Below are 24,273 nucleotides of genomic sequence, written 5' to 3'. Positions count from 1 at the left end.
ATTCCGCAGCGCACCCAACATTGGTGTTTGCGCCGCGCAAGCGACCGGCCATTGTGCTAGACAGATCAGATCGAAAATGTTTGTCTGCACAGCGCGGATACTGAAAAATCCGCGCCACAGTTGCTTTTCCGTTACGGACGAGACAGTAGAGATACTTAGGCGGTAAGCGAGCATTTCAAAGTGAAAATGCTCTAGTAAGGAGACTTCATGTTTGGTTTTCTTTTCAAAAAAATCTTCGGCAGCACCAACGACCGCTACTTGCACAAGCTCCGCCCCATGGTGCAGCGCATCAATGCGTTCGAGCCTGAAATGCAGCAACTGGCCGATGCCGATTTTCCTGTACGCATAGCGCAATACCGTCAGGAAGTGCAGGACGGCACCAGGACTCTGGACGCTCTGCTGCCCGAAGTTTTTGCTCTGGTGCGCGAGGCCTCAAGCCGCAGACTGGGCATGCGTCACTATGACGTGCAGCTCATCGGCGGCATGGTGCTGCACAAGGGCAAAATTGCCGAAATGAAGACTGGTGAAGGCAAAACCCTTGTAGCTACCCTGCCCGTAGTGCTCAACGCCCTGTCGGGCAAAGGCGTGCATGTCGTCACGGTCAACGACTACCTCGCCAAGCGCGACTCGGCCTGGATGGGCCAGCTGTATGAATTCCTCGGCCTGAGCACGGGCGTTATCGTGCATGGCCTTGATGACGAAGAGCGCAAAGCCGAATACGCCAAGGACATCACCTACGGCACCAACAATGAATTCGGCTTTGACTACCTGCGCGACAACATGAAGTTCTACGCCAACCAGCTGGTGCAGCGCGGGCACAATTTTGCCATTGTGGACGAAGTGGACTCCATCCTCATCGACGAAGCCAGAACGCCGCTCATCATTTCCGGCGCATCTGATGAATCGGTGGGCATGTACCGCACGGTGGACGACATTGTCCGTCAGCTCACCGCCGAGCACTACACGGTTGACGAAAAAGCCCGCACCGCCATGCTCACCGATGAAGGCGTAGCCCGGTGTGAGGAACTGCTCAAGCTGGACAATCTTTTTGACCCCGCAAACATCACGGCCCAGCACCATGTGATGCAGTCGCTCAAGGCACATCAGATTTTCAAGCGCGATGTGGATTATATTGTTCAGGAAGATCAGGTAATTATTGTTGACGAATTCACTGGCCGCCTAATGGCTGGCCGCCGCTATTCAGATGGCCTGCATCAGGCGCTGGAAGCCAAGGAACACGTCACCATCGCTGCGGAAAACCAGACGCTTGCCTCCATCACTTTCCAGAACTACTTCCGCCTGTACGACAAACTTTCGGGCATGACGGGTACTGCGGATACCGAAGCTGTGGAGTTCCATCAGATCTACAGCCTTGAGGTTATCTCCATTCCGCCCAACAGGCCCATGGTCCGCAAGGATTATCCTGACCTCATCTACCGTTCGCGGCAGGAAAAGTTTGACGCCATTGTTGAAGCCATTGCCGAACTGCACAAAAAAGAGCAGCCCGTGCTTGTGGGCACAATTTCCATTGAAACGTCCGAAATGCTTTCGCACAGACTGAGCAAACTCGGCATTCCGCACAGCGTGCTCAATGCCAAGCAGCATGAGAAAGAAGCCGAGATTGTGGCGCTGGCAGGCCAGAAAGGCCGCGTCACCATCGCCACCAACATGGCTGGCCGCGGCACAGACATCATGCTGGGCGAAGGCGTTGTGGATCTGGGCGGCCTGCACATTCTTGGCACAGAACGGCACGAAAGCCGCCGCATCGACAACCAGCTGCGTGGCCGCTCGGGCCGTCAGGGCGATCCTGGCTCTTCGCGCTTCTACCTTTCGCTGGAAGACGACCTCATGCGCCTCTTTGGCTCTGACCGTATCAAGGGCCTCATGGAAAAACTTGGCCTGCGCGATGGCGAAGCCATTGAGAACGCCATGGTTACCCGCGCGGTGGAAGGCGCGCAAAAGCGTGTGGAAGCCCACCACTTTGAAATACGCAAAACCCTGCTCGATTATGACAACGTCATGAACCAGCAACGCGAAGTTATCTACACCCTGCGCCGCGAGCTCATGGTTGAGGAAAACCTTGAGCCTGTTTTGCAGGAATTCATGAGTGATGTGCTGGATGACGTGTACAGCCCGCTGGCATCCCTGCCTGTGGACGGCCAGGACGAAGCACGCGCCGCAGCTCTGGCGCGTCTGCGCGAGGTCTTCAACCTCGACAGGGTGCTTGAAGAAGGCGCGCGCCTGCCCGAGCGCGAAGAAACCGAGGTTATGGCACAGGGCATTCTTGACAAGCTCAGGGCGGAAACCGGCCCCACCTATGCCGACATTCTTCGTTACTTCCTGCTGGAAGAGCTTGACCGCTGCTGGAAAGAACATTTGCGCAACATGGACGCCCTGCGCGACGGCATAGGTCTGCGCGGCTACGGCCAGCGCGATCCCAAGCTGGAATACAAGCGCGAAGGCTTTGAAATGTTCCAGGCCATGCTGTTCCAGATTCGCGAAAGCGTGTTCCGCGCCCTTACGCGCATCCGTGTACAGATTGAGCCTATCCCCGCCGAACCCGAGCAGCAGGAAGTGGAAGCGCCGGTCCAAGAGATGCAGCATTCCCCCGTGTCGCGGGAATACCGCCATAAGGAAAGCAACTCGCAGCTTTCTTACTCCAGCGGCGGCAGCATTTCGGAAGACCCCAAGAAGCCCGCCAAGGCCGCGCCGCGTATTGGCCGCAATGACCTTTGCCCCTGCGGCAGCGGCAAAAAGTACAAAAAGTGCTGCGGGCAGGATAAGTAGCCAAGTAATTGCATTAGATCGCTATACCAAGAGACACAAAAGGCGGGGACAACCCCGCCTTTCTATGTTCCATGCTCTGTGCGTACCAGCAACCATGCTTCAGCTCGCCGATCACGCGGCGCGGCAGACAAAACGTCCTATGCCTGGGATGAAAAAAACTTTGTCCCGACGCTGCCAATGATAATCAGGGCGATGAAAAACAGCTGGGGCAGCGAAACCTTGTCGCCGAAAAAAAGCGCCCCGCCCAGAACCACGCCCACCGTGCCAGCGCCTGTCCAGAGGGCATAGGTCATCCCCGCCGGTAGCCCGCGCATGGCCAGCGCCAGCAGGCCCATATTCACAAAGCTCAGCACAATGGGCACTGCCGCGGCCTGCCAGTTGCCCAGCGAAGAAGCCCACTTGAGGCTGAGCGCCCACAAAATCTCGGTCACCACGGCCAAACTCAATGCAAACCATGCCATATCCAATACTCCTCTGCGTGGGCTCGGATAAAAAGGCACGGCCTGCGGAAACCCAAAAGAACAGAACAATGCATCCACGGAACGGCGTACAACTGCCATCTGTCCACAGATGTGTCAACCCGCGAATCCTGCTCCCGAAAATCAGAAATAATCCGAAAAATACGGTTTGTCCGGCGGAATCAGCGTCTCCAGCGTTTTCAGCAGGTGGTAGTCCATGTCGATGCGGTCATTGTTGTACAGGTAGGTGGGCCGCTTGTAGCCCATCAGCATCGTTGTGAGCGTTTTGATATCCAGCGAGAGGCGATGCCCTGTGCTCCAGGTGCTTACCTTTTCGCAAAAAGTACGCCCGTCACGCCAGCTCACATGGAAGATGCCATTGTTCCACGGGGCCATGACATCGCTCACTTCCAGTTCAAGCGTCAGCTTGGGGTCTTCGAACTGGAAGGAATACTGTTCGATAAAGCGCTGTACATCCACAATACGGGCCATGGCGTAGGGCTGAATGCTCTCGTCAATTTCACTGTCTTCAAACTGGAAGGCAATGGGTTCGCCAGTGTAATTGGCTCCTTCCACCTTGGTAATCATGGAGAAATGGGCGCTGATGTAGTTCCAGATGCCGTACTTGGCCTCCTGGTTCAGGTAGACCATTTCCTTGATGCTGAAAACTTCGTTCTCAATGTAGTAGATAACATAGCCCAGAGGCTTGCCGTCGGCGCTGTAGTACACCGCCGCCATGACGTCGTCCGAATCCCAGCGCCAGTATTCCTCCCACTCCAGCTTGCCGCGAATCAGCGCGCCGTGTTCCTGAAGCGCAAAATACTTGTAAACGCGGTGCAGGTCTTCGCACTCGATGTCCACGCGCTCGATCTGCCCGTCCACGGGGTGGCGCTTGGGCAACTGGGTATCCTTGATGGCAAAGGTCATCTTGTCCGAAACAATTTCCCAGCCGTGCTTGCGGTACAGGGGGATGGAATAGGGGCAGAGGTAGGAAACTATCTGCTGCTGCGAGCGCATGTATTCAAGGCTTTTGCCAATGAGCGAATGGATCAGCCCACGCCCCGTGTATTCGGGATAGGTGGCCACGCCGGTGATGCCGCCCATTTTGCAGATTTCGCCCTGGATGTTCACTTCCATCGGGTAGATGACGATCTGCGAGGCAAGATGCCCCTTGTAGAACCAGCCCATGACGTGCGATGCCTCAAATATGGGCATCTTGGACTGCTTCATCTCCATGTCGGACCAGCCGATGCGGGCCATTTCAGATGTGCTGACCTGAAAGGCGTAGCGCAGCAGAGCCTCAAACTCCTCAAAATCTTCTTCGCCAAGCTGGCGCAGTTCAAAGGCTTCGGTGCCTACGTCCTTGCCCGAAGGGGCTTCTCTGTGGGGGGCGGCAATGCCCTGCGCGGCTGACCCGCGCTCGGGTCGGGCAACGGGAACAAGCGGCGCGCCATCGCGTTCGTCAGGGGGAACCCCTGCGCCACGAAAAGGATGCGGCTCCAGCCGTGGCCCCTCAAGAGGGGGAAGATGTTGCTGTTTATGAAGAATACGCATGCAATGCCTTCCAGATAAGTGTGGAAAACCGCTGTACATCGGGTGACCCGATTGCGCAAGAGGTTTGACTTGGCCGCCGCAAACGGGCGATGGTAGGCGCGGTCAGATATGGAGGCCAGCAGCGTCGCGGCGTTCTTTCAGGCCTTCAAGCACAGCCGAGCTGACGCGCAAGCCCCCGTAGCCCTGTCCCAGACGGATAGTGGGCTTGTTTGATCCGTGATAGTCCGATCCGCCGGAAACGCCAAGGTCAAAACGCTTGGCCAGGGCCAGACAGGTGCGCACATCGGCTTCGGAATGCTCACTGTGGTAGGCTTCAATGGCGCTGAGCCCGTATTCCTTGAGGCGGGCCACCATGGAGTCCAGCCACCCGGCGGGGGCCTTCCAGAGCAGCGGATGCGCCAGACATACCGTCGCCCCCATGGAGGCCAGCAACCGAACGCTTTCATCAGGTTCCAGCACAGTTTTGGGCAAATATGCCTTGCCCCGGCTGCCCAGAAATTCCTTGAAAACCTGCCGGGGATCCTTGGCAAAGCCCTTTCGCAGCATCACAGCTGCTATGTGCGGTCGCCCCACGCTCTCGCCCCTGGCCGCCGCCAGCACTTCTTCCATGCTGATGTCGTAGCCGAGATCCTGCAACTTTTTTACTATGCCTACATTGCGCTCTGCCCGCATTTCGCGCAGCCAGCGCAGTTTTTCCAGCAAAGGCTGGGGATTTTCCGGTAGCCACAGGCCAAGGATGTGCAGTTCGCCCAGTTCCGTGCCTGTCGAAATTTCGCAGCCGCGCACAACTTCAATACCAAGCTCCCGCCCGGTCTGCTGCCCCTCATCAAGGCCAGACAGGGTATCGTGGTCAGTAATAGCCACTGCGGCAAGGCCTGCTGCATGGGCCTTGCCCACAAGCTGGGTCGGGGTGTCCGTACCGTCAGAAGCGGTGGAATGCGTGTGCAGATCGATGAATTTCATACTATCTTTCATGGGATAACTATTATACCGCAAAATGACAATATGGGGCAAGTCTTGAACTGGAAGACGCTTGGAGATAGACTACCCCCTCACGATTAACAGAAGGATTCTTTATGCCTATGGAAACCCGCGAGTTACTGCAAATTCTTGCTTGCCCCAAATGCCTGGGCAACCTTGTGGCGCTGGAAGACAACGGTTCAGTCGCCGCCTTTGCCTGCAAGGCCTGCGGCGTGGTCTATCCAGTGCGCGACAATATTCCCATCATGCTTGTGGAAGAAGCTATTCCTCTTGAAGACTGGAACAGGGAACACCCTGCTGCCAAGGAATGCGCCTGATGCGTCTGCTTGTTGCCTCCGACCTGCACGGGTCTGTTGAAAGTCTGCTTTTTTTGCTGGAAAAAGCGCGTGAGCTTACCCCTGACGCACTGGTGCTGCTGGGCGATCTGGTTTACCACGGCCCGCGCAACCCCCTGCCGCAGGGCTACGACACCCGCTCTGTACTGCAAACCATGCCCGATCTTTCGGCCTTGCCCTGCCCGGTGATGGCAGTGCGCGGCAACTGCGATGCCGAGGTTGATCTGTGCCTTTTGCCCTTTGCAGTCACAGAATCCACCTGGATTGAAGCAGACGGCCTGAGCATTTTTGCCAGCCACGGGCACCACCTGCCCGAGCACCCGCCGTGCCCCGGCATCAAGGCCGGAACGGTTCTCTTGCGCGGGCATACCCATGTGCCGCGCGGCGAAAGCATTGATGGCCTGCACTTCTGGAACCCCGGCTCCCTTTCCCTGCCCAAGAGCGGCTCGCCCCGCACCTACGGCCTTATAGAAAACGGCGTCTTTTGCGTGCTGGACATGCAGGGCGGCGAAATCTTGCGCCACGCCCCCGCACCGCGCTAATCAGGCTTTACCATGTCCTACAATCTTGCCCCGTGCCCGGCTGCCGCCGATTCGTCCTCATTTTTGCGCCCGCTGTTCCGCATGGCCTCAGGCCTTGAACTGCTCCTGGCCTCTGCCTCGCCACGCAGGCGGCAGTTTTTGAACGAATGGGGAATCCCCTTCCATCTGGCCCTCACCAATGCTGATGAACCACGCCCGGAACTGGGCGAATCACCGGAGGCCTATACCCGGCGCGCTGCTACTGCCAAGGCCTTGGCATCAGGGCATGCCGTTCGCCAGCAAGGCGCAGCCAACCATGAATTGCAACCAGTGATTCTGGCCGCAGATACCGTAGTGGCTGTGGACGGCGATATTCTTGGCAAGCCGGAAAACCCGGCCCATGCCTTGCGCATGCTGGAGCGCCTCAACGGTCGTGGGCATGAAGTTATCAGCGCCGTGTGCCTGCTGCTGCCTGCCGATGCAGCCTTTAGCCCAGCACAAGCCTCAGGGCCTGCCGGAACCAATACTGGCCCCAATGTGGACGAATGCGGTATCGATTCGTTCCGCATGCTGTTATTCAGCGACACCAGCCGTGTTATCTTCCACCACTGGCCTCAGCCTGTGCTGCAAGCCTATCTCGACACCGGTGAGCCGCACGACAAAGCAGGCGCATATGCCATCCAGGGGCAGGGAGCCATGCTTGTTGAGCGCATTGACGGTTCATGGAGCACCGTGGTGGGCCTGCCCGTCACCCAGCTTGCCCAGGTCATGCTGGATAGGGGCCTCATGCTGCCCTGCGCCTGACTACTCCCTTTTCACCGTGACACAGCTGCCCTATGGGCTGTGTCATGGCTGCTTTCCCTTCCCCACCGGCCAACCCCAGTCATCCTTGCGCCACGAAAGCAGGGAAACATGCGCCCACGCTTTTTGCTGTCCCCGCCCGCGCTGCCGAGAAATTCGCCGCTGCGCCGCTGCCCTCGTGGTCATATTCCTTTTCTTTCACTGCGCACCGGATTACCGCAAACGTCTGGTGGTGCTTTCTGTTTGCCTCAGCCTAACTGTTTTGAATGGCAGAAGCGTTTTTTTGCCCTTTGTATAATGGTGCTGAAAAAAATCAAAAAAAGTTTGCCGTTAATTGTGAATTATTTCTTCAATTGGTATGGCGTTCCAATCCGCATAGACTGGTATCCTAGGTTGCCATTTATGCCACTTTGTGAAAATATGTACAGGTATGACTGAAAGATCAATCAATTCCAGGCTCTTGACGCCTCTCTAAAATATTTTTAGTGCTGTACCATGGAATCATTTCACCTCTAGAAATTCTATGCAACACACAGGAGGGAGGATTTAATCATGTCCCAGGAAAGGATCACAACGCTGTTAAATGAGAACCGCAGCTATCTTCCACCTGAGCACGGCAAAACTTCTGCATGGGTATGTGGGCCAGAAGAATATGACGCTCTCTGCAGCCGCGCACTGGAAGACCCCAACGACTTTTGGGGTGCGCGAGCATCGCAGTTGATCCATTGGTTCAAACGCTGGGACAAAGTACTGGAAGCAGATGAGGTAAACCATAAATACAAGTGGTTTACAGGCGGCAAACTTAATGCCTCCTTTAACTGTATCGACAGGCACCTCATCTCTGGGCGGCGCAACAAGGCCGCGCTTATCTGGCAGGGCGAAAAAGAAACAGACGTTCGCTGCTACACCTACCAGATGCTCTATACAGAGGTGTGCCGCGTTGCGCATGCTTTGAGTTCGCTGCGCATCCGCAAGGGCGATCATGTGGCTTTGTACATGCCCATGATTCCGGAACTTTTTATTGCCATGCTGGCCTGCGCCCGCATTGGCGCCATCCACACGGCCATCTTTTCCGGCTATGCGGAGGGCGGCGTGCGCAGTCGTATTCAGGGTTGCAAAGCTCGCGTTGTCATCACGGCGGACGCGGCGGTGCGCGGGGGCAAGTTCAAGCCCCTCAAGGCCAATCTTGATCCCATCCTTGAAAAGTGCCCCTCGGTGGCGCACGTGGTTGTGGTCAAGCATGCCGGTATTGACGGCGTCAACATGCAGCGCAACCGCGATGTGTGGTGGCATGACCTGATTGATGACTTTACCCTTAACCCGGACTTTCCCTGCGAGCCCATGGATGCCAACGATACGCTCTTCCTGCTGCACACAAGCGGCAGCACGGGCAAGCCCACGGGCGTCATGCATTCCACGGGCGGCTACCTCACATACGCGGCGCACTCCACGCAGTGGTGCTTCGACATGCGCGACGACGATGTGTACTGGTGCACGGCAGATGCAGGCTGGATCACAGGCCACACCTATGGCGTGTACGGGCCGCTTTCGCTTGGGGCCACCACGCTCATGTTTGAAGGCGTACCCACATGGCCATACCCTGACCGCTACTGGCGCATTGTGGAGAACTTCCGGGTCAACATCTTCTATACCGCGCCCACGGTCATCCGCTCGCTCATGCGTATGAACGAGGCCTGGACAGAGCGCTACGACCTGCGCAGCCTCCGCATTCTCGGCAGTGTGGGCGAGCCCATCAACCCCGAAGCGTGGCAGTGGTACCACAAAAACATCGGCGGCGGCGAACTGCCCATCGTGGACACATGGTGGCAGACCGAAACCGGCGGCGCCATGATCGCCCCCATGCCCTATGCCACCAAGCTCAAGCCCGGGTCGGCCTCCAAGCCCCTGCCTGGCATTGACGCTGCGGTTATAGGCACTGCCTCGCGTGACGGCGACGAAGCCGAAGCGGGCAGCAAGGCCGGGCATCTCGTCATCCGCCGCCCCTGGCCCGGCATGATGCAGGGCGTGTATAATGATGAAGAAAAGTACCAGTCCTACTTCTCACGCTTTGGCTGCTATTCGTCAGGCGATGCGGCAGAAGTTGATCAGGACGGCTACTTCTGGATTCTGGGACGCGTGGACGACTCCATCAACGTGTCTGGGCATCGGCTTTCCACGGCAGAAATCGAAGCCGTGCTGGCTGCCTGCCCCGAAGTTGGCGAAGCCGCAGTGGTGCCCATGCCCCACGCCCTCAAGGGCGAAGGCATCTACGCCTATGTGGTGACCCGGGATGAAGTGCCGTGGAGCGCGCAACTGCGCGTAAAACTGCGCGATGCCGTGCGACGCGACATCGGCGCGCTTGCCAGCCCGGAATTCATCCAGTTTGTGGACGCCATGCCCAAGACCACCTCGGGCAAGATCATCCGCCGTATGCTGCGCAAGATCGCTGGCGACAGCTATGAAGACATCGGCGACACCACTTCGCTGGCAGAACCGGAAGTCATCGGCAAAATAATTGAAGGACACCGCAACCTTGTTGCAGGCAGGCACGAAACGGAAGGCGCCCCCGAAGGCGCTGCCGAAACCGCGCAGGTCTGATACTTCAGGTGCAGGGCTGCCCGGAGCGGCTTTGCACTCTAACCGGGGCGCACCCTCAACGTCCCGGCAAAACAGCACACCCCCGCAGATTGTGCCATCGCGGGGGTGTGCTGCTGTCTGATGTACAGCAAAGCCAGACTGATAAAATGAGCCTGACCGCAGGCTCGCGCTGGTTTGTTGAGGTATGTTCCGGTCGCTGGCCTGCAAAAAGAGGATTTTCTGCGTCAGCCAAGCTGCCGCCAACCGCCAATCAGACCAGGCCATTGTGCCCTGGCCCGAGGCTGACCGCGGATTTACAGATTCCTCTGAGAGGCTCTGTCTACTTTGATGGTTCTTCCCGCCGGGAGTCGCCTTTCTGCGGGTCATTCAGGGCAGCACCTGCAGCCTGCACCGATTCATTTTGCGCCGATTTATTCTGCATAGGTTCACCCTGCACAGGTTCAGCGGGCGATTGCGCACCATCCGTCTTATCGGTTCCAGCCACAGCGCTCCAGCGCCCCAGCGTGTCACGCATCCACGCCCACACAGCCCGGCTTTCTTCAGGCATGCACATGGAGGCAAGGCACAAGGCAATCAGCAAGAGGGCAAGAGCCGCCAGCACCAGAGCCAGAGCCTGCGCCGCAAGAGCAAAGGCTGCCACAGCCACAAATATCGTCAGCAGCCACTTGCCTGCAAATGCGCCGCAACGCGCACAGGCAGCGCGTACACTGTCAACGGAAGCTTTCATTAAACAGCCTTGCGCCGAACCCACACGTGGCGGCTGGCCATCAAGGCCCAGGCAAGGCCCGCCAGCAGATGCAGCGGCTTGGGCCCGGACAGGCCGGAAGCCAGGCACACCCCTGCCACGCCCAGCATGGCCCGAACTTCGAGCTTTCGCTGTGAAATGCCCAGAATATTTCTCTTGTCACCCCTGCTGCCTAAAGAAAAACCCTTGGTTGCAGCGCTCTTGTCACCCCACTTGCTCCGCCACTGCTCCCCCCGACGGGCGCGTGCCGCGGCGCGCAGCTCAGCAGCTACCTCGGCCTGAGGACGGGCCAGAATCGGCACGCTCTGTTCCAGCCGCTGGCACAGGCTGGCAACGTTCACACCGGGTTTGAGAATCAGCAGCACGGATTCAGAGCCGGGGCGCACCTCAAGCACGTCCTTCTCTTTGCCAAGCGCTTTCTGCACAGCGCTGCGCACGGCAACCTCACCCAGAGCAGGATGGCGCAAACGCGCCCGGCCTTCCATACTATGTGCTACATATTGAGGAAACATGGCCTCTCCTTGTTGCAGGGCTAAAGCCCTGATCTGCTATCAAATTTGAAAACGACTTTCTTTTCTCTTGACACAGAACCGTAATGAAGGCAAGGTTGTTCTGTGGATTACAGCAAGGGTTACACACCCAGGCTGCTCATCCAGAACGGTTAAAAGCCATTGAACAAATTTGCCACCAGCATCAAACATAGAGAGTGCACGCATGAGCCAGATTGTCAATCTGCGTCAGATGCAAGTAGGACAGCAGGGAAAGATTGCAGCCGTTGAAGCCCTCGGCGAAATGAACCGCCGCATCCGCGACATGGGTCTTATCCCCGGCACCACGGTCTCCATTGTAGGCCGCGCGCCTCTTAAGGATCCTGTCGCCTTGCGCCTTTCAGGCGTAACCATCTCCTTGCGCAACAGCGAAGCCGACTTTATCAAGGTTGACCTTTCCGGCGCGTCCAGCTAGCTTTTATCTAAGCATCCTACCCTGAAAATTTGCCAGTTTTACCGTCCGGTCGCAAGTAAGCGACCGGACGGAGGCTGGACTATTATCTCGATTCGGCCATCTGCCGCATGCTGGAATCGCTGACCGAATCTGGACACACACGAGCAAGGAGAAGGAAAATGAACGAAGGCATGAAGTGCGGATTGTGGTTTTTGGGCGGCGTTGCCCTGGGTGTGCTCGGCGCGGTGGCCGTAAGCAAGGGCAAACTGGATTTCAAGCCCCTGGCCACTGACCTTTTGAGCCGCGGCATGGACGTAAAAGACGCCCTGCTGAGCAAGGTTGAAGCCATCAAGGAAGATGTGGAAGACCTCACCGCCGAGGCCCGCCTTGCCGCAGAAAAGCGCAAGACCACCAAGGACGCCGCCGAGGTCTAATCCAGCAGTTGTTTGCAGCGCCTTTTCCGGTGCTGAAGCTGCCAGTGCCGCCCGAGCTTTCGGGCGGCACGCAAACTCTCAATCCTCCGCTGTAGGCAGAGGATCGTTCAGGACAGTGCGGCCCAGGCCGCCTCGCTTCAAGGAGCGCGCATGCGTTTTTTTATTGTTCATGAATTGCGTGGCATCACAACGCCGGAATCCGGCAGAATGCGCGTACGCGCATCGAGCTGCCTTGGCGAGGGGCGCATTGAGGCGTTGGCCGGGGCTCTGGCTTCGCTTGAGGGCATCACAGAAGTGCGCGCCAATGCCCTGATCGGCAGCCTGCTGATTTTTTATGACAAGGAAGAAGCGCGCGTTACCGCCCTCACCCTGCTGGTAGGCGCGGCTGACGCAGGCGGTCAGTTTGATATCCAGGGGCAGCACTACGAGAGCGCTCTTTCGCCCGGTCAGGGGTTTATGCCTCTGGTGCGCTATGTTTTTGTGCGCCCCTTTTTACCGCTGGCCCTGCGCGTGTTCAACAGCGTCATGGGCGCGCTGCCCTTTTTGTTCAAAGGTCTGGGCGCGCTTTTGCGCGGCACCCTGAGCGTTGACGTGCTGGACGCTGCCGCCATTGGCGCGTCGCTCATCATGGGCGACTTCCGCACGGTCAGCATGCTTACCCTGCTGCTGGGGCTGGGCGAAACCCTTGAAGACTGGACAAGACGCCGCTCCATGGCTTCGCTGACCGAAAGCCTTGCCCTGAATGTGGAAAACGTCTGGCTGCTGGTAGACGGCACCGAAGTTTCCGTTCCTCTGGCGCAGGTGCGCGAGGGCGACCTTGTGGTTGTGCATGCTGGCGGCTCCATCCCGGTGGACGGCGAAGTTGCCGAAGGCTGCGGCCTTGTGAACCAGTCGTCCATGACAGGCGAACCCCTTGGCGTGCGCCGCACAGAAGGTGCTTCTGTATACGCCGGAACAGCCCTTGAAGAAGGGCGGATTGTGATCCGCGCCCGCCATGTGGGCGATGGCACACGCCTGCGGCAGGTTGTAAAATTCATTGAAGAGTCCGAATCGCTCAAGGCGGGCGTGCAGGGCAAGTTTGAAAGGCTGGCTGATCTGGCCGTGCCCTTTACCTTTGGCCTTGCCGGGCTTGTGTGGCTGATCACCCGCGATTTCCGCCGCGCATCATCCGTGCTGCTGGTGGATTACTCGTGCGCCCTCAAGCTCGCCACGCCGCTGGCGGTGCTGGCCTCCATGCGCGAAGGCGCGCGCCACGGCATTGCCATCAAGGGCGGCCGCTACCTTGAGGCCCTGAGCGAGGCTGATACGCTGGTCTTTGACAAAACAGGCACCCTCACCCAGGCCAGCCCCAAGGTTGTGGAGGTCATCCCGGCCCCTGGCTTTGAGCGGGACGAAGTGCTACGCATCATGGCCTGCCTTGAAGAACATTTTCCCCACCCTGTGGCCCGCGCGGTTGTGCGCAAGGCTGAGGAAGAAAACCTGCAACACGCAGAGGAACACGCCCACGTGGAATACGTGGTGGCGCACGGCGTTGCCTCCACCCTGCACGGCAAAAAAATGCGGGTGGGAAGCCGCCACTATATTGAGCACGATGAAGGCGTTGACCTTTCGCCCCTTGCTGAAGCTATCGGCCAGCAGACCGAACTTGGCCGTTCCCTGCTGTTCATGAGCGAGGACGGACAGGCCGCCGGGCTGGTATCCATTGAAGACCCCCTGCGGCCCGAGGCGGCACGTGTGGTTGAAGCCATGCGTGGCCTTGGCATGCGCCGGGTACTCATGCTGACTGGAGATGACGAGCGCACGGCCAGAGCCGTAGCGGCGCAGGTGGGCATTACGGAATTTCGCGCACAGGTGCTGCCTACGGACAAAGCCCGCATTGTGCAGGAACTGGCGGCAGAAGGCTGCAAGGTGCTCATGGTGGGCGACGGCATCAACGATGCCCCTGCCCTGTCAGCGGCGCATGTGGGCGTTGCCATGAGCGACGGTACAGACCTGGCCCGCGAAGTGGCCAACGTGCTGCTGACCCATCCCAGCCTTGAGGGGTTGGTCAGCGCCCGCCTGTTGGGCAACCACACCCTGCGCCGCATTCACGGGAATTTTGTGGCCACAATGACCCTCAACAGCCTGTTCCTGATGGGAGGCCTGTTCATGGTGCTTGGGCCGGGCGTTTCCGCCCTGCTGCACAACCTGACTACCCTTGGCGTTGCCCTTAACGCCATGCGCCCCCACCTGCCGAAAAGTCTGCCCGGCGAGGAGTTCCATTATGAACGCCATCCATCTGCTTAGGTATGTACGCAGTTTTGTAGACGGCAGGGTGCGCATACGCCACCCCGCCCTGCGACACGAAAGCGTACTGCGGCTGGCCCGCGAGAAAATGGAAGCCATCAACGGTGTGCATGCTGTGGAAGGCAACAGCGTCAGCGGCTCAATACTGATTACGTATGACAGCGCGGCAATCCCCCGCGAAAAACTTTTTGCCATTGGCGAAGCCTGGGCGCGATATCTTGATGCCGTCAACGCTGGCAAAGACAGCGCTGTCCCCCAGTTCTGAAAACAAACCCCGCAGGGCAAAGCCTCGCGGGGTTTGTTGCATATGGTGGGGTAATCCCCAAACATTTTAAGCCATTTTTATGCAAGGCCCGTTTTCACCAGCCATTGCTCAAACCGGGAGAGGTGGGCCTCAAAACTTTTACGGCCATAACCCATGCGGAAATAGGGTTCCTTGATGCCGTATACTGAACCCGGCAACAGCAAAACCCCGGCTTCATGAGCCAGCCTTTCGCAAAAATCGCTCACAGGTTCGCTGAGCCGTATGCGCGGAAAGCCAATGGGGCCAGCCTGAGGGCGGTTGTAGGTAAACATGTGGGCATGGCGGGCAAAAAAAGCGTCTGCCGTCTTGAGGTTCTCGCTGATAATGCCCCGATTTTTTGACAGCAGATGCTCCCCGTGCCGCAGAGCCACAAGGGCCAGCGCCTCTGAAGGCGTTGCCCCGCAAATGCTCAGATAGTTTTTGTAGCGCGCCACGTCTTCCATCAGTGCGGTGTCCCGGCAGGCCAGCCAGCCCACGCGCAAGCCCGGCAGGCCATAGGCCTTGCTGAGCACGCCGAGCGAAATACCCTTTTCGTACGCATCTGCAATCCAGGGCGCATTGTCGCCTGCCCGCAGCGCACCTGCGGTAGCCTCTGACCTTACGCTTTCCGGGTTCCAGCCCAATCCCCGGTAGACTTCATCGCAGAAAATCCAGGCTCCACGCTGGCGAGCCAGCTCGCACAGCCTGTCGGTCTGTTCCCGGTTCAGGGTAAAACCCGTGGGATTGTTCGGCGTATTGAGCACGATGGCCTTGGTGTCGGGCCGCAGCAACGCTGCCAGTTCGTCCATATCACCCTGCCAGCCCTGCTCCGTCTGTCGCAGATGCCAGAAGTCCACGTGGCCGCCCAGGCTTCGGGCCACCTCATACAAGGACTGATAGGCCGGGAACATGCACACCACGTGGTCCCCCGGCTCAAGCAGGGAGTTCATGCAGGCAAAAATGCCCTCCTGCGCGCCGGTGAACAGCACCACATTTTCTTCGGGCATGTTTGCGTACAGGCCCGCCACCGCGCGGCGAAGATCGGGCCTGCCGTTGTTTTCGCCATAGCCAAGGCTGGTATTCAAAAAATCCTGCCGGGCTGAGGCCGCATCCGGCTCCAACCCCAGCAGGGCGTCAATGCTCATGGCCTCGCAGTCTGACTGCGCCAGAAGATATGGCGTGGAAAATTCGTATTTGCCAAAAAATACTTCAAGCTCAAATGCTGGAACACGCATGGTCTGCACCCGAATCCGGCCCGTACCCGGCCCGTGTCTGCCCTGTGACAGGGGGCGTTTCCACCGGGAACGCCCTGCCCGCTACTCAAGGCTGGTTGTGTAAAAACAGTAACGTCTCTTGCCAAGGCGCTTTGCCGTATACATGGCCAGATCGCCCCGCCGCACCATATCTTCGCGCGAAAGCCCCTGATCCTCAACCAGCGCAACGCCAATGCTGGCCGAAAGCCCCTGATACGCCTCGTGCGCGTCATACGCTTCAATCATGGCGTCCAGCAAATCGCTGGCACAGGTGCGCAGGTTTTCTTCCGTACACCCTTCGGGAAAGTAGGCGGCAAACTCATCCCCGCCCAAACGGGCGATCACCGCACCCCGCAGGTGCTTGCGCAACAACTGGGCTGTCAGCACCAGAGCTTTGTCGCCCGTGTAATGGCCATACTTGTCGTTGACGTGCTTGAAGTTGTCCAGATCCACATAGGCAAGCCCCGCGCCCAGGGGCAAGGTGACAGGTATCTGCCTGAAAAAATAATGACGGTTGAAAAGGCCCGTCAGTTCATCCGTATTGGCCCGCTCTTTGAGCCGCTTTTCAATCTGCCTTTGCCGGGTCACATCCCGGTAGATACAGATCATGCCTATCACATTGTTGAATATGTCGAGGATATTCTCCTCATACATATCAATAAAGCGCCCATGTCCATCCACGGCTGACCGCATCTTGACGTACTTGCCGTTGCGGGCAAAGCCCAGGCGCTCAATGGCCCTTTTGCGAAATACCTCGCGCTTCTCGCCGATGATGTAATCCGTATCCGTAATGCCAAAGAGCTTTCTGAACCGCCCGTTAAAATTGACAATACGCATGTCCGCATCCAGAAGCATGACAGCATACGGGATACTTTGCAAAACAAGATCAAGCTCAGCAGTCATGTTGGCAATATCGGTCACATCGCGGGCAATGCTCACGGTTCCCATAACGCTGCCGTCGACATTGAACAGGGGGGCCTTGCGCGTCTTGAACTGGCGCATGCCCTGCGGGGCCTTGACCACCTCGTCAAAAAAACCAACATCACGCGAGTTCATGACGATCTGATCCGTCTCAAGACAGACAAATTCGCCCTGGGCGTATTCCTCCGGCTCAAGATTCCATATGAAGTAATGCCCGCGCCCTTCAACAACCTCGCGGCTCTTGCCCACAAGGCGGCAAAAGGCTTCGTTCACCTTTACGTGTGCGCCCTTGGCATCCTTGAACCACACAAGATCCGTGGTCAGGTCAATGGCGGCGTTCAGGTGCAGGGTTGTGAGGTCATGATCCCGGCGCTGGCGCACCGCATCCAGCAGGCGGGCCACGTGAAAGTCGTACAGGCTGGCGCTTGCGGGGCCTAGCCATACATCATCGAGCAGCGGCAGATATTCTGCCTCGGGCTGGGCATCGCCCGCAAAGATGAAAAGGGCGTCAGGTCTGGCAACGCGGCGAATGCCAGGCAGATGCCCAAGCCGGGCCGCGTCCAGCAACACAATATCGGCCCCGGCGCATTGGGCCTGAGCGTCAGACTCCGGATTTTGGTCGGCACTGAATATGTGGGCAAAGCCGGGACGCGGCGCGGCAGCGCGCAACGAAGCCTCCAGCAAAGGATCGGAACTGAGCAACAGGATGTGCAGCGTGTGGTGGTACATGGCATTCCTCGCTGGATCATCAGATGAGGGAATGACCATATCCTTTCCCAAATGCAGGCAAAGGGCAATGGGGCTGCGCTAAAAACTTATGGTTTGACTATGATTTCTTTGCTCTGCCGCGTCACTGCCCGACGCCTTGTTTTGCGCCAGAGATTGAAGCGGCGGCTCAGGCGGTCAAGGCACAGATAGACCACCGGGGTCGTGTAGAGCGTCAGCAGCTGGCTGACCAGCAGGCCACCCACGATGGTGACGCCCAAAGGCTGGCGGATTTCCGCGCCATCGCCATGCCCAAGGGCCAGCGGCACAGCGCCAAGAATGGCCGCAGCCGTGGTCATCATAATGGGCCGGAAGCGCAGCATGCAGGCCTCGAAAATCGCTTTATCCGGCGGCAGATTGCGTGTGCGCGAAGCCTCCAGGGCAAAGTCGATCATCATGATGGCGTTCTTTTTGACAATGCCGCAGAGCAGCAACACGCCAATAAGCGCAATAACGCTAAACTCCATGCCGCAGGCCATCAAGGCCAGCAAGGCCCCGCCGCCCGCCGAAGGCAGGGTTGAAAGGATGGTCAGCGGATGGATGAGGCTTTCGTAAAGCATGCCCAGCACAATATACAGCGCGGCCAGAGCCGCCAGCACCAGCACAACCTGATTGCCTGCGGTATCGCTGAACATTTTTGCCGTACCCTGAAAACCGCTTACCACAGATGATGGCATGGCAAGCTCCGTCTTGATGGCAGCCAGAGCCTCCTGCGCCTGCGAAAGAGACACGCCGTGCGCAAGGTTGAAAGAAAGGGTCACTGCGGCAAACTGCCCCTGATGCGCCACAGAAAGGGGCGCAAAAGCGGGAACCACCGTGGCGACGCTGAGCAGCGGCACGAGGCCGTTGGCGCCCGGCAGGCGCACCTTGCCAAGAGCATCGGCCCCGGTCAGCCAGTCCGGCCCGTATTCCAGCACCACGTGATACTGGTTTTTATCCTGATAGATGGTCGATGCCTGACTTTGCCCAAAGGCATTGCCAAGGGCGGCGTCCACATCCTTCATGCTCAGGCCATAACGGGCCAAGGCGTCACGATCCACCTTGACCAGCGTTTCAAGGCCGCGCTCCTCAATATCGCTGTCCACATCCTTGAACAGGGGGTTGGCGGCCATAGCCCTTTGCAACTTGCGCCCCCATGAGCGCAGATCATCCAGATTGTCGGCCTGCAAGGTATACTGGTACTGCGAGCGCGAGCCGCGCCCCCCCATCATGATGTCCTGCGCCGGTTGCAGAAAAATCTGCAAGCCCGGTTCCGCAGCCAGTTTGGCGCGCAGCCGCCCAATAACGCCCATGGCGTCTATCTTGCGCTCCGGCAAGGGCTTAAGGGCTATGAACACCCCACCGCCGCCGCGGCCTCCGTTGATATGCCCCGAAACATGCTGTACGGCTGGATCGGCCTTGATGACGTCAATAAGTTTGCGCAGCTTTTCCTGCATTGCCTGGAACGAAGCGCTCTGATCGGCACGTATGCCGCCCATGATGACGCCAGTATCCTGCTGCGGGAAAAATCCTTTTGGCACAACCACATACATCCACACATTGGCGGCAATGACCAGCAACAACGAGCAGATGGTCAGGCGCGGGTGCCGCAGCACCACGGGCAGGGTTGCGGCATACCCCTTTTGCATGCCGGAGAGCATGCGCCCCCAGAAGTCGCCCACGCGGGCAAGCAACCGCCGGCACCAGCCCACAAGCCCGCCCGCGCCAATCCGGGCGGCCTGAGCTGCTGCGGCCTCCTCATGGGCCTTGGAGCGCAGCAGGCGGGCGCTCATCATGGGCGTGGTGGTCAGCGAAACCACCATGGAAACCAGCACGGCAGTGGTAAGAACCACCGAAAATTCACGGAACAGCCGCCCCACCAGCCCACCCATGAACAGGATGGGAGTGAATACCGCCACCAGCGAAATAGAAATGGAAACAACGGTAAAGCCCACCTCGCGAGCGCCACGCAGGGCGGCGCGCAGAGGGGTTTCGCCCATTTCCAGCCGCCGCACAATATTTTCCAGCACCACAATGGCGTCGTCCACCACAAAGCCCGTGGAAACCGTCAGGGCCATGAGTGAAAGATTATCCAGGCTGTAGCCGCACAGATACATGACGCCAAAGGTCGCCAGCAAGGACACTGGAGCAGCCACCGCCGGAATGGCCGTGGCCCTGCCGTTGCGCAAAAACAGAAACGTCACCAGCACGACCAGAGCCATGGAAAGCGCCAGGCTTTTTTCCACTTCGCGCAGCGAGGCGCGAATGGTCAGCGAGCGGTCTAGCCTCTGCCCCAGATCGGCGCTCTCCGGTAGCCATGAGCGCAACTGCGGCAGCATTTCCTTTACCTGATCAACAGTCTCAATGATGTTGGCCCCGGGCGAACGGAACACAATCAGCAGCACCGCCGGTTTGCCGTCAGATACAGCCATGGCGCGCACGTCTTCCGGCCCGTCTTTGACCTCGGCGACATCAGAAAGGCGTATGGTTTTATCCCCCCTGCGGGCAACAATAAGCGACTTATAGTCTTCAGGCCTGCGCAACTGGTCGCTGGCCCCGATCAGCCAAAACTGGCCCCCGCTCTCCACCTGCCCCTTGGGCATGAATGCGTTGGCAGCCGCCAGGGCGCTGCGCACATCACTCATGGTCAGGCCCGCGCGATTGAGCGCATCGGGGATTACATCCACCCTCACTGCGGGCAGCGCGCCGCCGCCCACAATAACCTCGCCCACACCCGGCAACTGCGAAATTTTTTGCGCAAGTACGGTGGAGGCCGTATCGTACAACTGGGTACGGGTCAGCACATCGGAGGTAATAGCCAGAATCATGATGGGCGCGCCCGCCGGATTCACCTTACGGTAGGTGGGATTGGAAGGCATGGTGGGCAGATTGGAACGGGCGGCGTTGATGGACGACTGCACGTCTCTGGCCGCGCCATCAATGTTCCGGTCAAGGTCGAACTGGAGGATGACTTCCGTATTGGACAATGTGCTGTTGGAGGTCATTTCCGTGACCCCTGCAATGCGCCCAAGCGAGCGCTCAAGCGGCGTGGCCACCGTGGCGGCCATGGTTTCCGGCCCTGCGCCGGGCAGCTTTGCACGCACGATCACCACGGGAAAATCCACCTGCGGCAAGGGAGCCACGGGCAACAGGCCAAAAGCCACTATACCCGCAAGGGCAAGGGCAAAGGTCAGCAAGGCTGTGGCTACAGGCCGCCGGATAAAAGGAGCGGAAAGATTGGCTGGCAATGCCTCAGGGCCAAAACGATGCCTGCGGCCCTGTTCCAGCAGAGCTTTGAGCCTGCTTGCACGGCCAGGGCGGGCAGATGCCTCCGGCCTAGGCGGAGTGACGGCATTGTCGGCCTGTTCAGCAGAATGGCCTTGCAGAGGCGGATTTTCCGCGTCTTGCCGCTCTGTACTCATGGCCGGGCCTCTTGCTGTGGCTTGCTCTGCGCTGCGGTTCCGTCCTGCCCTGCCCCGCTGGCTGCCTTATGGCCCTTGAAGCGGCGGCTCACGCGGTCAAACCACAGATAGATGACAGGCGTTGTGAACAGGGTGAGCGCCTGACTGAAAATAAGCCCGCCCACCATGGTCACGCCCAGAGGGCGCCGCAGTTCCGCGCCCATGCCCCAGCCGACCATGAGAGGCAATGCGCCCAGCAGGGCCGCCATTGTGGTCATGAGGATGGGCCGCAGCCGCAGCAGGCAGGCCTGACGAATGGCGGCAAGCGGCTCCTTGCCTTCGTTGCGTTCCGCATCCAGCGCAAAGTCGATCATCATGATGGCGTTTTTCTTGACGATGCCGATAAGCAGAATGATGCCGATGATGCCCACCACGCCAAGATCCATATCTGCCAGTATCAGGGCCAGCAGCGCCCCCACGCCCGCAGACGGCAGGGTGGAAAGGATGGTGACGGGGTGAACGTAACTCTCGTACAGCACGCCCAGCACAATATACATGGTGATGATGGCCGCCAGAATAAGCCAGACCTGATTGTCCGTAGACGTGGTGAAGGCCTTGGCCGCGCCCTGCAACTGGGTGCGCAGGGCCGTGGGCAGTTCCAGTTCTTTTTCGGTTTCCTCCACAGCCTTGACCGCCGCGCCCAGCGAAGAACCACGCGCCACGTTGAAAGAAATGGTCGCCACAGGGAACTGCCCCTGACGCGCGATGGAAAGCCGCACGGGGCGCTCCTCAAGCGTTGCCAGGCTTGTGAGCGGCACTGGTTTGCCGTCGCCGCCCGAAACATAGATATTTTCAATGGACTGCGGCCCCATGCGGAAGCGGGGGGCGGTTTCGAGCACGACCTTGTACTGGTTGGTCTGAGTGAAAATGGTTGAAATCAGCCGCTGCCCAAGGGCATCGTACAGGGCGTTGTCAATGGTCGACATGCTTATGCCAAGGCGGCCGGCGGCGTCACGGTTAATGTTCAGCCATGCCATGCGGCCCGGATTCAGGTAGTCGCTTGTGACCATTTCAAGCTCTGGCCGCTGGGCAAGGGCGTTCACAATGCGCGGCAACCAGTGATCCAGCTGATCCCTGTCCAGTGCTTCAATTGAAAACTGGTACTGGGTGCGCGAAATACGGTCTTCTATGGTCAGGTCCTGCACGGGCTGCAAATACAGGGTCATGCCGGGCAGGGCGGTGGACTTTTCCATAATACGGCGCGCTATGGCAGGCGCGCGGGCATCACGGTCTTCCAGCGGCTTCAGTTCCACAGAAAGGCGCGAAGTCCCCATGCTCTGGTTGACGCCGTCCACGCCCACAAAAAACACCACGCTCTCAACCGCCTGGTCTTGCAGTATGAGGTCGGCCAGTTGGCGTTGCCGCCCAGCCATGGCCTCAAAGGACGTATCCTGCGGCGCTTCGGCCACCCCCTGGATGACGCCCGTATCCTGCACGGGGAAAAATCCTTTGGGTACGCCGATATACAGCAGAACCGTGAGCACCAGCGTGCCCACCGCCACTGCCAGGGTCAGGCTCTGGTGTTGCAGTACCCAGTCGAGTTTTTCTTCATACCAGGCGAGCAGGCGAGTAAAAAATCGGCCACTCCCCTGCTGCGCGTGGTTCCCGTCATGCTGCTCTGGCCGCAGCATGATGGCGCAGAGCATGGGCGTGAGCGTGAGCGAAATAACCGCAGAAATAAGAATGGTCACGGCCAGGGTTACCGCAAACTCGCGGAACAGCCGCCCCACCACATCTCCCATGAACAGCAGGGGAATAAGCACCGCCACCAGCGAAATGGTCAGCGAAATAATGGTAAAGCCTATCTGCCCTGCCCCGGTCAGGGCGGCCTGTACGGGTTTTTGCCCCTGCTCCAGATACCGCGAGATATTTTCGATCACCACGATGGCGTCATCCACCACAAAGCCGGTGGCGATAACCAGAGCCATGAGCGTGAGATTGTTCAGCGAGTACCCGGCAAGATGCATGACCCCAAGGGTGCCTACCAGCGAAAGAGGCACGGCCAGAGCGGGAATAATGGTGGCTCTGGCATTGCGCAAAAACAGCCAGATGACCCAGATCACCAGAGCCACAGCCAGCAGCAACTCAAGCTGCACGTCGTGCACCGTGGCGCGGATGGTGGTGGTGCGGTCTGTAACCACGCGCACGTCCACATTGCCGGGCAAGGTCTGTTTGAGCACAGGCAAAAGCCGCAAAACCCTGTCCGCAACGTCTATGACGTTGGCTCCTGGCTGGCGCTGCACCGAGAGTACGATAGCAGGCCGAAAGCTCATGCCCTCCCCTGCCACATAGGCCGCGAGGCGGGCGTTCTCGGCACCCTCCACCACTTCGGCCACATCGCGCAGGCGCAGTGGGCCGCCGCCCTTGTAGCCGATTATGGCCTCGGCATAGGCATCGGCAGAGGCAAGCTGATCGTTGGCGTCAATGGTGCTGGCCCGTTCCGGGCCGTCAAAGCTGCCCTTGGCGTTGTTGACGTTGGCCGTGGAAATAGCCGTACGCACATCAGCGAGGGTAAGCCCCACATTGGCCAGCGCCTTGGGGTTCACCTGCACCCGCACGGCGGGGCGCTGCCCGCCCGAAAGCGTCACAAGGCCCACGCCGGGCAGTTGCGAAATTTTCTGGGCCATGCGTGTGTCTACCAGGTCTTCCAGCCGGGTAAGAGGCATGGCATCGCTGGTGACGGCAAGGGTGATAACCGGGGGATCAGCCGGGTTGACCTTGTTGTAAATTGGCGGCGAAGGCAGATCGCTTGGCAGCAGGTTATTGGCAGCATTGATAGCCGCCTGCACTTCCTGCTCGGCCACATCCAGCGCCAGCGTGAGGTCGAATTGCAGGGTCACCACCGAGGCCCCGGCGGAGGAAAGGGAACTCATCTGCACAAGCCCGGGCATGAGGCCAAACTGGCGCTCAAGGGGAGCCGTGATGACAGAGGCCATAACATCAGGCGATGCGCCGGGATACAGCGTCTGGACCTGAATGGTGGGGTAATCTATCTGCGGCAGGGCCGCCACGGGCAAATACCGGTAACCCAGCAGCCCTGAAAGAAACAGGGCCACCATGAGCAGGGAGGTGGCGATGGGCCGTAAAATAAATATGCGCGATAGGTTCATATGGAGGATGCTCCCCCTTGCGGGAAGGGGTGGAAGACACGGAGGGCATTCCGGCAAAG

Annotated in this window: 19 protein-coding genes; 10 read left to right on the top strand and 9 right to left on the bottom strand. The window is 58.9% G+C overall.

The genetic code is table 11. From position 1 onward, the window contains the following. Positions 1-207: 207 nt before the first annotated feature. The gene (gene secA / locus G449_RS0104620; protein WP_022658144.1) at positions 208-2,787 is read left to right on the top strand and encodes a preprotein translocase subunit SecA; all 2,580 of its coding nucleotides are present in this window, start codon (positions 208-210) and stop codon (positions 2,785-2,787) included. Positions 2,788-2,924: 137 nt separating this feature from the next. On the opposite strand, the gene G449_RS0104615 is transcribed toward secA, so the two are convergent. The 3 genes from G449_RS0104615 to G449_RS0104605 form a co-directional block, all read right to left on the bottom strand. Continuing rightward, complete coding sequence (locus G449_RS0104615; RefSeq protein ID WP_022658143.1) at positions 2,925-3,248, bottom strand: DMT family transporter; 324 nt, start codon at positions 3,246-3,248, stop codon at positions 2,925-2,927. Between the two features lie 141 nt (positions 3,249-3,389). After that, the gene (locus tag G449_RS0104610) at positions 3,390-4,799 is read right to left on the bottom strand and encodes a GNAT family N-acetyltransferase (RefSeq protein ID WP_022658142.1); all 1,410 of its coding nucleotides are present in this window, start codon (positions 4,797-4,799) and stop codon (positions 3,390-3,392) included. 102 nt (positions 4,800-4,901) lie between these two features. Further along, on the bottom strand, positions 4,902-5,762 hold the full coding sequence (locus tag G449_RS0104605; RefSeq protein ID WP_022658141.1) for a PHP domain-containing protein: 861 nt from the start codon (positions 5,760-5,762) through the stop codon (positions 4,902-4,904). Between the two features lie 113 nt (positions 5,763-5,875). Here G449_RS0104605 and G449_RS0104600 point away from each other — a divergent pair, with 113 nt between their 5' ends. The 5 genes from G449_RS0104600 to acs all read left to right on the top strand — a co-directional run bounded on the left by G449_RS0104600 (position 5,876) and on the right by acs (position 10,035). Further along, on the top strand, positions 5,876-6,097 hold the full coding sequence (locus G449_RS0104600) for a Trm112 family protein (protein ID WP_022658140.1): 222 nt from the start codon (positions 5,876-5,878) through the stop codon (positions 6,095-6,097). Beyond that, the gene (gene yfcE, locus G449_RS0104595; RefSeq protein WP_022658139.1) at positions 6,097-6,657 is read left to right on the top strand and encodes a phosphodiesterase; all 561 of its coding nucleotides are present in this window, start codon (positions 6,097-6,099) and stop codon (positions 6,655-6,657) included. Before G449_RS0104600 ends, yfcE begins: the two co-directional genes overlap by 1 nt. A gap of 12 nt (positions 6,658-6,669) precedes the next feature. Continuing rightward, positions 6,670-7,440: a Maf family protein gene (locus tag G449_RS0104590; protein ID WP_022658138.1), complete on the top strand. Its 771-nt coding sequence runs from the start codon at positions 6,670-6,672 to the stop codon at positions 7,438-7,440. A 108-nt stretch (positions 7,441-7,548) separates the two neighbouring features. Beyond that, entirely contained in the window at positions 7,549-7,875 is a 327-nt protein-coding gene (locus G449_RS18395) for a hypothetical protein (RefSeq protein WP_159060429.1), read from the top strand. Between the two features lie 114 nt (positions 7,876-7,989). Then, complete coding sequence (gene acs, locus G449_RS0104585; RefSeq protein ID WP_022658137.1) at positions 7,990-10,035, top strand: acetate--CoA ligase; 2,046 nt, start codon at positions 7,990-7,992, stop codon at positions 10,033-10,035. 319 nt (positions 10,036-10,354) lie between these two features. Here the strand turns inward: acs and G449_RS0104580 are convergent, their stop codons facing one another. Both G449_RS0104580 and G449_RS0104575 read right to left on the bottom strand, forming a co-directional pair. After that, positions 10,355-10,762 (bottom strand): hypothetical protein, encoded by a 408-nt coding sequence (locus tag G449_RS0104580; RefSeq protein WP_022658136.1) that lies wholly within the window; start codon positions 10,760-10,762, stop codon positions 10,355-10,357. Continuing rightward, complete coding sequence (locus G449_RS0104575) at positions 10,762-11,292, bottom strand: hypothetical protein (protein WP_034604855.1); 531 nt, start codon at positions 11,290-11,292, stop codon at positions 10,762-10,764. Before G449_RS0104575 ends, G449_RS0104580 begins: the two co-directional genes overlap by 1 nt. 202 nt (positions 11,293-11,494) lie before the next feature. Between G449_RS0104575 and G449_RS0104570 the strand changes: the two genes are divergently transcribed. From G449_RS0104570 to G449_RS0104555, 4 genes are all read left to right on the top strand, one after another. Further along, positions 11,495-11,743 carry a FeoA family protein gene (locus G449_RS0104570; protein ID WP_022658134.1) on the top strand — a complete coding sequence of 83 codons (249 nt, stop codon included), beginning with the start codon at positions 11,495-11,497 and terminating at the stop codon, positions 11,741-11,743. 158 nt (positions 11,744-11,901) lie between these two features. Continuing rightward, the gene (locus tag G449_RS0104565) at positions 11,902-12,156 is read left to right on the top strand and encodes a hypothetical protein (protein WP_022658133.1); all 255 of its coding nucleotides are present in this window, start codon (positions 11,902-11,904) and stop codon (positions 12,154-12,156) included. Positions 12,157-12,306: 150 nt separating this feature from the next. After that, positions 12,307-14,442, top strand: coding sequence for a heavy metal translocating P-type ATPase (locus G449_RS0104560; protein WP_022658132.1), 2,136 nt, complete (start codon positions 12,307-12,309; stop codon positions 14,440-14,442). Beyond that, positions 14,420-14,707 (top strand): HMA2 domain-containing protein, encoded by a 288-nt coding sequence (locus G449_RS0104555; protein WP_022658131.1) that lies wholly within the window; start codon positions 14,420-14,422, stop codon positions 14,705-14,707. The genes G449_RS0104560 and G449_RS0104555 overlap by 23 nt, the downstream gene beginning before the upstream one ends. Positions 14,708-14,784: 77 nt before the next feature. Here G449_RS0104555 and G449_RS0104550 read toward each other — a convergent pair whose 3' ends face one another. The 4 genes from G449_RS0104550 to G449_RS0104535 all read right to left on the bottom strand — a co-directional run bounded on the left by G449_RS0104550 (position 14,785) and on the right by G449_RS0104535 (position 24,214). Beyond that, positions 14,785-15,960, bottom strand: a complete 1,176-nt coding sequence (locus tag G449_RS0104550) for an aminotransferase class I/II-fold pyridoxal phosphate-dependent enzyme (protein ID WP_027180711.1) — start codon at positions 15,958-15,960, stop codon at positions 14,785-14,787. An 81-nt stretch (positions 15,961-16,041) separates the two neighbouring features. Beyond that, entirely contained in the window at positions 16,042-17,667 is a 1,626-nt protein-coding gene (locus G449_RS0104545; RefSeq protein ID WP_081640449.1) for a diguanylate cyclase, read from the bottom strand. A gap of 47 nt (positions 17,668-17,714) precedes the next feature. Continuing rightward, positions 17,715-21,065: an efflux RND transporter permease subunit gene (locus tag G449_RS16010; protein WP_022658128.1), complete on the bottom strand. Its 3,351-nt coding sequence runs from the start codon at positions 21,063-21,065 to the stop codon at positions 17,715-17,717. Beyond that, positions 21,062-24,214 carry an MdtB/MuxB family multidrug efflux RND transporter permease subunit gene (locus G449_RS0104535; protein WP_027180710.1) on the bottom strand — a complete coding sequence of 1,051 codons (3,153 nt, stop codon included), beginning with the start codon at positions 24,212-24,214 and terminating at the stop codon, positions 21,062-21,064. Before G449_RS0104535 ends, G449_RS16010 begins: the two co-directional genes overlap by 4 nt. Positions 24,215-24,273: the final 59 nt, after the last annotated feature.

Origin of the sequence: Desulfovibrio desulfuricans DSM 642, assembly GCF_000420465.1 — a bacterium.
Lineage (GTDB): Bacteria > Desulfobacterota > Desulfovibrionia > Desulfovibrionales > Desulfovibrionaceae > Desulfovibrio > Desulfovibrio desulfuricans.
The sequence above is the reverse complement of the archived record's forward strand: the minus strand, read 5'-3'. Positions and strand labels throughout refer to the sequence as shown.